7 protein-coding genes are annotated in these 13630 nt (G+C 46.9%); 2 read left to right on the top strand and 5 right to left on the bottom strand.

Annotated elements, in window-relative coordinates:
• Positions 1–33 precede the first annotated feature (33 nt).
• On the top strand, positions 34–6333 hold the full coding sequence (locus ABLA76_RS03145; RefSeq protein ID WP_348986824.1) for a TcdA/TcdB pore-forming domain-containing protein: 6300 nt from the start codon (positions 34–36) through the stop codon (positions 6331–6333).
• A gap of 113 nt (positions 6334–6446) precedes the next feature.
• Here ABLA76_RS03145 and betA read toward each other — a convergent pair whose 3' ends face one another.
• Genes betA through betI form a run of 3 tightly spaced genes read right to left on the bottom strand, consistent with a single transcriptional unit; the run spans position 6447 to position 10251 of the window.
• On the bottom strand, positions 6447–8111 hold the full coding sequence (gene betA, locus ABLA76_RS03150) for a choline dehydrogenase (RefSeq protein WP_348986825.1): 1665 nt from the start codon (positions 8109–8111) through the stop codon (positions 6447–6449).
• Between the two features lie 27 nt (positions 8112–8138).
• Positions 8139–9617 carry a betaine-aldehyde dehydrogenase gene (betB, locus tag ABLA76_RS03155; RefSeq protein WP_348986826.1) on the bottom strand — a complete coding sequence of 493 codons (1479 nt, stop codon included), beginning with the start codon at positions 9615–9617 and terminating at the stop codon, positions 8139–8141.
• A gap of 37 nt (positions 9618–9654) precedes the next feature.
• Positions 9655–10251 (bottom strand): transcriptional regulator BetI, encoded by a 597-nt coding sequence (betI, locus tag ABLA76_RS03160; protein WP_348986827.1) that lies wholly within the window; start codon positions 10249–10251, stop codon positions 9655–9657.
• 209 nt (positions 10252–10460) lie between these two features.
• Here betI and ABLA76_RS03165 point away from each other — a divergent pair, with 209 nt between their 5' ends.
• Entirely contained in the window at positions 10461–12500 is a 2040-nt protein-coding gene (locus tag ABLA76_RS03165; protein ID WP_348986828.1) for a choline transporter, read from the top strand.
• Between the two features lie 150 nt (positions 12501–12650).
• On the opposite strand, the gene ABLA76_RS03170 is transcribed toward ABLA76_RS03165, so the two are convergent.
• Together ABLA76_RS03170 and ABLA76_RS03175 are read right to left on the bottom strand one after the other, a co-directional pair.
• Complete coding sequence (locus ABLA76_RS03170) at positions 12651–13109, bottom strand: MarR family transcriptional regulator (RefSeq protein ID WP_285811465.1); 459 nt, start codon at positions 13107–13109, stop codon at positions 12651–12653.
• A gap of 125 nt (positions 13110–13234) precedes the next feature.
• Entirely contained in the window at positions 13235–13624 is a 390-nt protein-coding gene (locus tag ABLA76_RS03175; protein ID WP_348986829.1) for a nuclear transport factor 2 family protein, read from the bottom strand.
• Between the last annotated feature and the right edge of the window lie 6 nt (positions 13625–13630).

Below are 13630 nucleotides of genomic sequence, written 5' to 3' on the forward strand. Positions count from 1 at the left end.
CATCAGTAGGATTTTTTTATAAGGAGAATTGTCATGCCCAATAACAGCTACCTATCGCTGCTTGTTTCCGCTCAGGCGATACCCCGTCAGGGTAGCGCGAATATCCGGCAGTTTGCTATCAATCCTGAATTATTTGCAAAATCCAACACTATCAGTGCCGAGACACTGGTCAGAGCAGGGCGGCTTCCGGCAGAGGGAGATGCCAAATTGGTGAAAATTAAGTCAGGCTTATATGAGATTGAATACGCGGATCGAAGCCCGAATGAGATAGCCGGGAGTGATGCTGACAGCGTGCCAGCCTATTTCCTTGGCTACAACGGTGCAAACCAGGCTAATACGTTGCCAGCTTATGTAGATATTCCTAAGTATGCAATTCCGGGAAGTTTTCTGTTCACGGGATCGTTGTCAGGCTGTTCACTGGTGGTGACCGATCTTGATGCTGATACTTACCGGGTCTATCACGACGGACGGGTCAACAGTTCGTTGCTATATGATAACGTGGTCATGGCAGTGGACTTTAAGGATTATCAGGTAGCAAACACCGCCGAAGGTCTCGCAGCGGCATACATGCAATACGTTGAGGGTAAATGGCAATTGGTATTCCAGCGCCAGGAGTATCAACGGGACGGTCTGAATATCTGGCCGACATTGCGTCGTGGTGAGGAACCCCTATTGATTCAGGACGCTGACAGTCAGACGACTGAGCGTAGCAAGGCCCAATTCGCCACTTATCGTGAGAAGATCCATCAAAAACTGAAAAATGCGGCCACACACTTTAATGTGTCAGTTGAAGGGATCTCTGAGGGTGTATATGAACAGGGAGAATTTTCTCCCCATCATCCGGCAATTGCTGGATGGATTGGGTTGCGTGACCGGGTCCAGGTTGCGATCGGAGCAGATACTCAGCCGTTGGTGGATAGCCGGAATAAACTCTATGAAAATCGAAGAAAAACCAGAGACCGTTCTGAGATTTCTCGGATTGATGAAAAGATAAGGTATATCAATATCACGCTGGATCACTACAAGGAGCAATACGATTCAGTTTTGCGTGAGGTGTTTTCCGTGGAACAAAGCTGGTTATGGCAGCAGATCAAGTCCAAAAACGGTATAGATGCGGTAGTGCGGATTGATGATACCTCTATCCAAGGCGGCGGGCAGGAACGCGATTATAACGTGGGCGAGCGTTATGCTATTGCCGAAGCTTACCAGCGAAGTGGGCCGATGAGTCCTGAATTTTCCGATGGCTTGCAGAACGTTCAGGATACGACTATTCCAGGTTTTAACGATGGAATGTCAATCCTGGAGATGAAAAAACTGTTTCTTGACAGCCCGCTTACCCCTAAACAGCGAGGGGCTTTGAGCGCTCGCATCACTGAAGTTAGCCGGGCTGAATATATCGACAAAATATTGAAACAGACAGCGGTGTTCAGCGAGGACTTTCAGCGTGCCGGTAGCAGCTTCAGTCGTCTGATACCCCAAGATTTTTATCTGTCATTGGTTGGAGACGCATCTGGTGGTCGCTGTTATCCCCTGGTCAGAGCTATGGCGGTAGCACTAGCCAGCGGGGGTGAAGCACGTATCAATAGTCTGGTGGAAAAACTCTTCTTTGCCGCAGCTTCCCCTCAGGCAGGCAGTTCCACGCTGCTAAAAAACAGTCTGGTCAGGCTGCACTTTAATGTTGAGGCCAGTCAAGCGTCAAAAGCGCTGGAAGAGAAGGTTACCTTGTCTAAGGTTGTTTCTTTGTTGCAGGAAGCGACTGGAACTTCGACGTTCGCTCTCAATACCCAAAACCATGCCATGATGGTGGGGAGTACTGTCGGCGCTAAAGGGCATCGTTACTATTTCTATGATCCCAATTTCGGGATTTTTGCATTCGATAACTCAGCCAATTTTTTACGTGCTATGGAAAAACACTTAGTGAAGCGTGGCTTGGCTGTTCACTATAGTGCGTTTGGTAGTAAGTCTGCGCCTACCTTCAATCTGGTGGAGATCGATCCTGTCAAGATGGCAAGAGTACCCGTAGACAATGGCTTAGATGTTGCTGATTTGACCCGTCCTGACGAACTTGCCACTGTGATAGAACAACGCCAGTGGGTCAAGCAAGCCGTCAATGCCCAAGTGAACATTGACGAGGATACTCAGTTACGCACCGCATTGGCTACCCTTGATAGTGAACAGTGGGGAGCAAAATTCGATAAGGCCATGACAGCGCTGGCTCAGGAAAATAAGCTTGACTCGCGTTGGATGCCAGTCATTGGCAGTATTGAGGAACAAGGGGAGGGTCGTTACAGTGTCCAATTCATCAATCGCGATCACCTGGAAGAGACGCGTTTGGTGAGCAGTAACGATGCCACTTTTTTCGAATTCCGCCATTTCGTCGATGAACATATGCTCACGCTGGGCAAGCATTTTAACCTTGAACGCGGCCAGTTACGATTCAATGGCGTTGGCGGTGAAGCAGCTCCGGTTGATGGACTGAATGCCGGATTTGCAGTACAGACGCTAATCCAGTGGTTTGCCGACAAGAAGCGCAATGATGCGGCACACGGGAACGCTTCGCCTGATCTGGCCACGGCACTCAAGATCCATAGTTACCTGAACTACGCCCAGATGATCCACGCAGGCGTGAACGATGTCACCAACGTAATCAAGTTGGTGCGAACGGCATTACGCGGTGAAGTGATAGTTGCTGAAACCTCGCTCAATCAGTTTTCTTCAACTCTGGCTCATACTGCCAATGAAGGCATAGGTGTGCTGCTTGGTGGAGCCTTGGTTGGGTTGGATGCCTATGAGCTAGCCCATGCCGAAACGGATACCCAGAAGGCCGTGTTCGGAACCCAGCTGGCGTTCGATTCGGCCAGCTTCGTGACAGGTACTGCCGGGGTGGGTGCCGGGCTGGTTGGTGCCTCGACGGCCTCAGCTGTACTGGGTGGTGCCGGCGTGATCCTTGGCGGGCTTGCCGTGGGCTTTACTGCGCTGGCGCAAGCGTTTGGTGCCGTTGCTGAGGATGCAAAAGCGGTGGGCCGTTACTTCGATATGCTCGACAAAGCCTACAAGGGCAATGGTTACCGGTATGACAGTGAGAAAAAGGTGCTGATACCATTAGCCGGGGCTGTGATTAAAACGTTGGATCTGCGCAATAATCAGATTGATTTTGACAGCCAGTATATTTATCGCACCCATTCAGGCTCTACTGGTTCAGGAAAAATCAATTATTTCTTCTGGATCGGCGATTTTCCCAGGATAGTTCATGATCGCAGCCAGGCGATTGAAGTCCGTAGCGGCATCGGCTACAAGGATGTCTCTCATAAACTCGAGCACAGTGACAGTAACGTATTAATCCTGCCGGGGACACCTAAGTCCTTCATCAAGTACGAATATATGCAACTTCCCGGGGCAACAACGCGGCATGATACGGGTTTTGATGTTATTCGCAGACTCGAAGAGGATAAACGCTTCGATTACGATTTCTACATCTTCCCGGGAGAAGCAACGATCCGCAGGATCCATCAGGAGTATGTAGCAACACCGATCGAAGTCGTGCTCGATCAACACGACAGGAAACTGATAGTGCCTGAGCTTCCTAAAGAACTGCACGGCTATCTGCATTACGAGATTAAAGGTGCCGGTGGTGAATACCTGATCGGGTTGAATGAAGGCACCAGTGTGAAGCTCATCAGTGACGTCTCCAACGCGGATGGCAGCAGCAATGTTCCGTCGCGCTGGATCATCGATAGCAGCCAACTCGCCAGTGATACTCTCAGCGTCTCGAAGAGCCGATTGGTAGTCGGTGGCGTCGTGGTCGAACTCGATCCCTCTCAGAATGGTCAAATATTGGTAGTCAACGGCAAAAATGAAGTGAGTGAAGTCGATTTTTCCAATCTGACAACGCAGGTGATAAGCGAAGATGCGGGCAAGTGGCAAGTGCCCGGCCAGCAAATTGAGCAACATCTCAATTTGCTGGCCAAGGCGCATCAGTTGCACGGGCAGTATGTGGTAGTGGAGAACTACAATCACAACGGGCATGATGTTGGTCGGGCTTTCTATGACGTCTCCAGGAAGCGGATGCTATTCACCGATACTCCTCACGAGCAAGCTAAACATGCCCAACTGGGGGCGGTGATGGGTGACTATGCTTATTTCTACGACGCCGATAACGCGGTCGCGTGGCGGGTAGACATTGCCACTGGACAAGTTAACGCGCAGTTTGAGCCATGGTTCAACCAGAATGCAGGCAGGATTAGTCGGTTATGGCAAGAAGGTGATGCAGTCTACCTGGCGCGCCGTTATCAGTTGGAGGAGAGAGAAGCTGAGTTGAGCTACCGGATCATCGGTGACCGCATGGAGTTAGTTAGCGTGGTGGGTGATGATAAGTTACTCCGGCTTTCGGCAAACAGAGATCGGCATAGTGACGAGCTTAAGACTATACTTCGAGGTTACGAGAGCAATAGCACTCAACGTGAGACTTCGGTGTATACACTGGGCGCGCGGCTGATCCAACCGACCAGTGCCGAGTTGGTCACCCTATTCGGTACGGATGCGGCTGGTGTGGCCCATCGCTACTGGGTACGCACCAGCGATGGAACACTGATTAAACCTAATCTGGCACCACCGAAAGAACAAACCTTGTACTTTAAAGAGCATGAACAGACCCGCAGTGCCTGGCAGATCCCGGCTGACCTTGTGTTAGCGGGCACGATTTCCCGTCCCGCAGGTACGGAAGTGTTCTTCTTCTACAGTAAAGAGCAGAATGCTTTGTTCCGTCAGGAAGGCCCAGGTCAGGCTGTTCTTGACGCTAATCAACCCACTGCCTTGCGCATCAACACACCACCGTTAGCCAACGTAGTCAACCTGAATGGTAACCTGCTTGCCATCACTGAGGATGGACGTGTAGCGCAACTTGATGCATTGGGACAGCTCAACTACGAAGCGGTTAACGAGCATTGGCTCAAGGGGCGTACACACTGGTGGCAGGATCTGGCTGGTGTCACAAATGGTGGGACCACTCTGGCGGTGTTTGGAGTCAAGGGCACCGATGGCAAAAGCGTGTTGCCCGTGTGGTATCACAATGGAAAAGTGGTCGTGGCTTCAGCAGCACTACAGGATAAATCGCTACAGTTCCTGGGATTCGACGCTGATGGCACCGTTGCGCGGCTCTTTGAACCGGAAAGTGGTAAGTTATATCACCAACCTGCTATGACTACGAATGCATTGGCTACTGCCTTTGGTTCTGGCCTTGTACTTAATGCTTCGGCACAACTTCCCGTTGCCAGTGAGTTGACACCTGAGTTGTCTCTTAAGGCAGCACAACCGGTCGATGCCGGAATGCGTCTGATCACCGTCAAGGGTGAGATATTGGTACGAGCTAATAATGGTGAATTGCGGTTAGTTGGTGTTGATAAAGAGTGGCATCAGAACAATGCGGCTAATTTGTCACAGGCACTCACTGAACTTGCCGCTCGGTGGAATGCCAAAGGGGTACTGACCTTACAAAATAACAATATGCAAGACTGGTTTGATGTTGATAGCGGTCAGGTATTTTCAGGCAAGGGCATTCCCGTCTCAGGTAATCTGCGCTTCCTGGGAATCGACGCCAAAAATAAGGCGGCATATGTGTATAACCCGATGACTCAGGAGTTATACCAGAGCGATAGCCTTGGGGTAAAAATGCTCAATAAATCCATTGGAATAGGGAGAATCAGGTCATCCCTATTACTTCAAGGCGGTGAGAACAGTGATAATCTAACGTTACCGATCATCGATGGTGTCGATAGTCTGGTGCTGTATGGCGGAGCCAATCATGATACCTATCGATTCAGCAAAGAGATGTGGACTCACTACCGTACAGTGATCATCGACAATGACGATCCGGAACAGTCTTTAGATCGTCTGATCTTACCGATAGCGAATCCGAAAAGTATCCTCGTTAACCGACGCGATGATGATCTGATGTTGACTGACTCCGGTAATGGAACAGCATTGGTGGTGCGTCAGGTATTTGGTAACCAGGCCAAATCTCATCAGCATTTGCATATCAATTTTGAAGGGACTTCGTCGGCGATTAATGTGGCACATCTCGTCGAGAGCATGAGTAAGCAAGGAGATATGTTGATGGATTTATCTTGGGCCAGTAGGCAACCAAATCCAAATATTGCTGCTCATACCGTCACTACTGTTTCAGAGGCGGAAAGCCCGAGTCTGGTGAAGTTGAGCGAGGCGATGGCTTCATTCCCTGATATGGGCGGTGTTTACGAACACCTACAGCAAAATATACAACCGGCTAAGGCCGAACAGCCGCTTTTGTTGCCTAACTCCAACTCTGTCATAGGGTAAGAACGAGAAATAACAGGAGAGGCTAACTGTCTCTCCTGTTGCTATCAGGTCATGCTCCCAACGATCAGATATTGTGATAAACCCCCCCGCTTTTTATTGATCAACGTTTTTGCCTATGGGCGGACGGGAGCATCATTGGCAATATAATATTTTGCCTGGCTGCGTGGCAGAGGAGAAATTCCCCTGATTTTATCAGCAATCTTTTCAGCCATCATGATTGTCGTGGCATTTAAATTACCGGTAATAATGGTTGGCATAATAGAGGCATCGATAACACGTAGATTTTCAATGCCATGCACGCGTCCTTGACCATCCACGACCGCCATTTCATCAGTCCCCATTTTGCAACTGCATGATGGGTGAAATGCAGTTTCGGCATGTTCACGAATAAAAGCATCTAACTGCTCATCTGACTGATTTTCAACACCGGGACTGATTTCACGCCCACAATAGGGTGCCAGCGCAGGTTGTGCCATAATTTCCCGTGTAATACGAATAGCTGCGCGGAATTCTTGCCAATCCTGTTCTGTTGACATGTAGTTGAATAAAATACTGGGATGCAGACGCGGGTCTCGTGACTTAATTTTCACCCGACCACGGCTTTGGGAACGCATAGATCCGACATGAGCCTGAAAACCATGTTGATTGATGGCATTACTGCCATTGTAATTAATGGCAACGGGCAGGAAATGAAATTGAATATTTGGCCAGGCAAATTTTTCATCAGTACGAATAAAACCACCTGCTTCAAATTGATTGCTGGCACCAATACCTGTTCCTTTGAATAGCCATTCAGCGCCAATTTGAGGTTGGTTATACCATTTCAATGCCGGATAAAGAGAAATGGGTTTGAGGCATTCATATTGCAAGTACATTTCAAGGTGATCTTGCAAGTTTTGCCCAATGCCTGGCAAGACATGCACCGCAGAGATACCAAGTTCGTTTAATATTTCTTCGGGACCAATACCTGAACGTTGCAAAATCTGTGGAGAGGCGATCGCGCCAGCACAGAGCAAAACTTCTTTACGTGCTTTTGCCCGGGTTAAGGTTGCGCTATTACCTTGATAAAAATTGACACCAACGGCGGTTTTGCCTGCGAATTCGAGGGTATCAGTCAACGCATGAGTCATGATAGTGAGATTGGGGCGTGAACGTGCTTGATCCAGATAGCCACGGGCTGTGCTGGCACGGCGTCCTTTAGGGTTCACGGTGCGATCCATCGGCCCAAAGCCTTCTTGTTGATAGCCATTCAGATCGGCAGTACGTGGATAACCCGCCTGAACACCTGCTTCTACCATTGCGTGAAAGAGTTCATTATTTTCTGCTTTGGGTGTCGTGACACTGACAGGCCCGTCTGCACCATGATAGTCATTTGCGCCAATATCTCTTGATTCCGCTTTGCGGAAATAGGGAAGACAATCAAGATAAGTCCAGTCTTCCAGCCCAGATTGTGTTGCCCAATGATCAAAATCCAGTGCATTGCCACGGATGTAGCACATGCCATTGATGAGTGAAGATCCACCCAGCCCTTTACCGCGTCCACATTCCATGCGTCGGTTATTCATATGGGGTTCGGGATCGGTTTCATAAGCCCAGTTATAACGGGTTCCCTGCAAGGGATATGCCAGCGCCGCTGGCATTTGAGTACGGAAGTCGAATCGGTAATCGGGTCCACCTGCTTCCAGCAGCAGGACCGATACATTGGCATCTTCCGTTAAACGAGTTGCAAGCACGTTACCCGCTGAACCAGCACCGATAATAATGTAATCAAAAACCATTGTTATCTCCTCTGTTTCAGGCGTGGATTAAAATAGGGATTCAAAATTGCCTAATTCCACCTGTATTGATTTGGTTTGTGTGTAGTTTTGTAGTGTGACCAGCCCATTTTCCCGGCCAACACCAGAATGTTTATAGCCACCGACAGGCATGGCTGCCGGAGATTCTCCCCAGGTATTGATCCAACAAATTCCGGCTTCTAGCTGGTGGATCACGCGATGTGCGCGGGAAAGATCTTGAGTGACTAATCCTGCGCCCAGGCCATAATGGGTGTTATTGGCTCGGACAATGACTTCATCTTCCGTTTCATAAGCCAGGATAGACATCACTGGCCCAAAGATTTCTTCCTGTGTAATCAACATATCATCGGTACAGTCACTGAATACTGTCGGTGCAACAAATGCCCCTTTCGCCAATTCGCCTTCCATCAGACGTTCGCCACCACAAAGCAGGCGGGCATGGCTGTTTTTACCGCTTTCGATATAGCGTAAAACCGACTCCATATGTGGAAAACTTACCAACGGACCAAAGTTAGTGCTGGGATCAAGAGGTGAACCTATTCGGATGCGTTTAACACGCTCAAGAATTTTTGTTTCAAATTGTGAGAGTAATGCTTTGGGGACAAAGACGCGTGTCCCGTTTGTACAAACCTGACCTGAACTGAAAAAGTTTGCCATCATGGCAATATCAGCCGCACGATCCAGATCGGCATCATCAAAAATGATCAGCGGAGATTTGCCACCTAATTCCATCGTGACTTCTTTTAAAGTTGAAGCGGAAGCATTTGCCATCACTTTTTTGCCGGTCACAATACCGCCGGTAAAAGACATTTTGGCGATTTGAGGGTGAACAGCCAGATAATGTCCGACTTCATGGCCGGCTCCGGTCAAGACATTGAAAACACCATCTGGCAAACCGGCTTCGGTATAGATTTCAGCCAACTTCAAAGCGGTAAGGGAGGTGACTTCACTCGGTTTAAAAATCATGGCATTGCCGGCAGCCAGAGCGGGGGCTGATTTCCACAGGGCAATTTGGATCGGGTAGTTCCATGCGCCGATGCCGGCTACGATGCCCAATGGTTCACGGCGTGTATAGACAAAAGAAGATTCACGTAATGGGATCTGCTGACCCTCAAGGGCTGGGATCAGGCCCGCATAGTATTCCAGCACATCGGCACCTGTGACGATATCAACCTGCCGGGTTTCAGAAAGGGGTTTGCCGGTATCCCGTGTTTCCAATTCAGCCAGTTGATCATTGCGTTCACGCAGGATATTCACCGCCTTGTGTAAGATCCGTGACCGTTCCACCGCAGTCATGGCTGCCCAGATTTTCTGTCCTTTATGGGCGCTTTCAACTGCTAAATTAACATCTTGTTCTGTTGCAGACTGAAATTGAGCAATAACTTCACCATTAGCTGGGTTAATTGCATCAAAAATGGTGTTATTAGGATCGGTACTATCAACGTAAGCACCGTGGATATAAAGTTTTTGTAATCCAAAATGGGTCATAGATTCTCCTTAAGAGTCCTATCCATGAGGTGATAAGTCAGCACTTATCAGGTGCTCCGAGTTTATGTTCGATATAATCAATAGTAATTTTGAATGCCGCTGCTATATCAAAAGGCTTACTGCTTAATGCTCTTCGTAGCCAGATGCCGTCAATTAATGCAGCAAGACCTTGTGCGGCCAGCCGTGCCTCTGCTGCCAGCATGGCACGTTTAAATTCAACACAAAGATTGGAATACAAACGGCGTTCATTGATTTGTTGTAGCCGGTACAGATTGGGTTGATGCATACTACTGGCCCAAAATGCTAACCAGGTTTTCATTGCCGCGCTATTGATCTGGCTGGGATCAAAATTCCCTTCGACAATGGCTTTCAATCTTTGTACAGGCGTTGCATTATCGAGCAGTCGTAACCGACGTGCTACTGCCATTTCCAGTTGATGTAATAGATGGCGCATGGTCGCTTCCAATAGCCCGTTTTTATCCTTGAAATAGTGGCTGATAATGCCGTTAGAAACGCCTGCTTTTCGGGCTATTTGCGCAATAGTGGCTTCCTGCATTCCAACGTCATTAACAACGATTAATGTTGCATCAATGAGTTGTTGTTTTCTTATCGACTGTATTCCAATTTTTGGCATGATTTTATGCTCAGAAGATCAATCATTCGGGGAGTATTAAACTTTTTTTTAATTGAATGTTCAATCAAAATTAAATATGTTTTATTACAATAATTTTACAATGAGGGAGCGGTTTTGTTTAAGATATCTTAAATTTTATATTTAACTCAAAAGGTTATATGGATTATGCTTTTCATCTGTTTTAATGCTATTAATTTCAGGAACTGCCTATGAATACCCAAGACAGTCCAAAAAATACCCAGAAGGACACACTGAATTCTGTCGTTTTTTTCACCTCTGCCGGACTGATTATTGCATTTTCTCTGTTCACTTTTTTTTTCACAGATGCCACCAGTGCCTGGATAAAAAATACACTGAACTGGGTGTCTAAAACTTTTGGTTGGTACTATTTATTGGCCGCGACACTTTACATTGTGTTCGTTGTTTTTGTTGCGGCTTCCCGTTTTGGGTCAATCAAACTGGGACCGGAACAATCTAAACCGGAATTCAGTTTGCTGAGTTGGGCAGCAATGCTGTTTGCTGCGGGGATCGGCATTGATTTGATGTTTTTCTCGGTGGCTGAACCTGTCACGCAATATATGCGACCGCCAACGGGTCAAGGGGAAACCATTGAAGCAGCTCGTCAGGCGATGGTGTGGACGTTGTTCCACTATGGCCTGACGGGCTGGTCTATGTACGCCTTAATGGGAATTGCACTGGGATATTTTAGTTATCGTTATAATTTGCCCCTGACTATCCGCTCGGCACTTTATCCTATTTTTGGTGACCGCATTAAAGGGTTCATCGGTCATACGGTGGATATTGCGGCAGTAATAGGGACCATTTTTGGCATTGCAACGACGCTGGGAATTGGGGTTGTGCAGTTGAATTATGGTCTGAAAGTCCTTTTCGGATTACCGCAAGGATTGGGGGTTCAGGGAGGACTAATACTGTTGTCTGTGGTAATAGCCATTATCTCCGTGACTTCCGGCGTAAACAAAGGCATTCGGTTTTTGTCTGAATTGAATGTCCTGCTGGCTCTTGGCCTGGTTTTGTTTATTTTATTTATGGGCAATACTGAATTCCTGCTTAACGGATTGGTGCAGAATATCGGGGACTATATCAGCCGTTTTATGGGGATGACACTGAACAGTTTTGCCTTCGAACACCCAACGGAATGGATGAATAACTGGACACTGTTTTTCTGGGCATGGTGGGTGGCCTGGTCGCCGTTTGTCGGATTGTTCCTGGCACGTATTTCCCGTGGCAGAACCATTCGTCAGTTTGTTATGGGAACGTTAGTCATTCCATTTGTTTTTACCCTGCTGTGGTTATCGATTTTTGGTAACAGTGTATTGTATGAAATTATTCATGGTAATCGCCAGCTGGCTGAAACCGTGTTACAACACCCAGAACAAGGTTTTTATCGTTTGCTGGCACTTTATCCGGCATTTACGTTTAGTGCTTCTGTTGCCACCATTACCGGACTGCTGTTTTATGTCACATCGGCTGATTCTGGCTCATTGGTGTTAGGGAATTTCACTTCTAATCTAAGTGATATCAATAATGATGCACCGAATTGGTTACGTGTCTTTTGGTCGGTGGCGATTGGCGTATTAACGTTAGGTATACTTATGACGGATGGTATTTCTGCGTTGCAAAATACCACAGTCATCATGGGCCTGCCTTTTAGTTTTGTGATCTTTTTTGTGATGGCGGGACTATATAAATCTTTACGGGTAGAGGACTTCCGTAAAGCCAGCTCATTGCAAAATACCTCCCCCACGCTTGTGCATGATAATGGTTCATTGAACTGGAAGCAGCGTCTGAGCCGTATGATGCATTTCCCCGGTACAAAAAACGCTCAGCGAATGCTGGATATGGTGTGCCGTCCGGCGATGCAGGAGGTGGCTAAAGAGCTGGTGGTGCGGGGCGCGAAAGTTCAGTTTAATGCATTACCGACCGAAGAGAACAAACGGCTGAATCCATTGGAATTGGTTGTTGATTTAGGTGATGAGCAAAATTTTGTCTATCAAATCTGGCCACAACGCTATTCTGTACCCGGATTTACCTATCGAGCGAGAGCGGGTAAGTCTCACTATTATCGGTTGGAGACTTTTCTGATGGAAGGAACGCAGGGTAATGATTTGATGGATTATACGAAAGAGCAAATCATTAGCGATATTCTCGATCACTATGAAAAACATCTGAACTTTATTCACTTAAACCGGGAAGCCCCTGGGCAAACACTGATTTTTCCGAATGGGTAAGTAACCTCTGTCAGTCAGGCCTGATATCAGTATTCCACTGGACTCAGGCCTTACTCTACAAGATAAACAACAAAACCTTTGTCATGGAGACCTTTTTCACGTTCCAAATCGTGGTGATAGGTTTATATAAAAAAGCGGGCTTCATCATGTTCAATCCTCATCACGAATGGGTGTTTGTGCATACAAAAGATCTGCGGCACGATGGCAAAGTTCTGTAAATATGGCGATTTCACCTTGGGACATATTAGACGCCACAATATCAGCCATATTATGTCTGCTGGACTCGGCCCTCTGCAAAAATGTTAGCCCCTTTGGACTTAATTTGGTGACCAGTTCGCGTTTATCGTTTTCCCCCGCTTCTTGTTTAATAAGCTCTTTATCTTTTAACAATCGCAAAATTTTAGACATTTTAGAGCGGGTAAAGCCGAGCTTTTCGCCAATTACAGTAGGATTCATCGGCTGATATTGTCGAAGTAAATATAGAGTATCATACTGTGCCCATGAAATACCTTCAGGGTTTGTGATGGTTCTTCTCGCGACAAGAACACACTGAAGCCTACTCAATGCATTTTCAAAAGGTGTGACGGTAGTGTCATTATCTGTCTTCATGTGTTTTTTTATAACCTGAGTATTAAATAAGAAACCAAGCTAATCGCCTGTTCCATAAATAAAAATGATTATTTATGGAACAGGCTTGTAAATATCCACTTATTTACAATTAAGAACAGCCAAAATCAAGAGAAAATGGCTTCTCGGTTAAGAACATCCTCATAGTCATGTAATTCTTTAATTTTACCGTTGTTTAATTTAAACACATTAATATATAAACAATGGAAATCTTTTTTATGTGGCAATGTCTTACCATTCAGTCGATATTCGACGATAAAAATATCAGGATTATCTGTTGAGTACAGTTCTACATCCTGAACAGAAGTAAAAATCAGAGGCGCCTGGCCAAAACTTGCTGAATAATGCTCAAGTATCTGTGACTGGCTCTCAATTGTATCTCGACTGGTACGGAATGGTAACTTCAGAATACCATCATCACAAAATAGAGCGGCAAGTTTTGTGGGTGACTTTTCTAAAACTGCTTCTATATATTTATCGAACACAACGTTAAACATCATTTC

It is taken from the genome of Xenorhabdus sp. SGI240 (genome assembly GCF_040081915.1).
Lineage (GTDB): Bacteria > Pseudomonadota > Gammaproteobacteria > Enterobacterales > Enterobacteriaceae > Xenorhabdus > Xenorhabdus bakwenae.

Bases quoted from the DNA above. Each gene is read 5' to 3' on its own strand.
- ABLA76_RS03145 (WP_348986824.1), top strand. From the start codon at position 34: ATGCCCAATAACAGCTACCTATCGCTGCTTGTTTCCGCTCAGGCGATA.
- betA (WP_348986825.1), bottom strand. From the start codon at position 8,111: ATGGTTTTTGATTACATTATTATCGGTGCTGGTTCAGCGGGTAACGTG.
- betB (WP_348986826.1), bottom strand. From the start codon at position 9,617: ATGACCCATTTTGGATTACAAAAACTTTATATCCACGGTGCTTACGTT.
- betI (WP_348986827.1), bottom strand. From the start codon at position 10,251: ATGCCAAAAATTGGAATACAGTCGATAAGAAAACAACAACTCATTGAT.
- ABLA76_RS03165 (WP_348986828.1), top strand. From the start codon at position 10,461: ATGAATACCCAAGACAGTCCAAAAAATACCCAGAAGGACACACTGAAT.
- ABLA76_RS03170 (WP_285811465.1), bottom strand. From the start codon at position 13,109: ATGAAGACAGATAATGACACTACCGTCACACCTTTTGAAAATGCATTG.
- ABLA76_RS03175 (WP_348986829.1), bottom strand. From the start codon at position 13,624: ATGTTTAACGTTGTGTTCGATAAATATATAGAAGCAGTTTTAGAAAAG.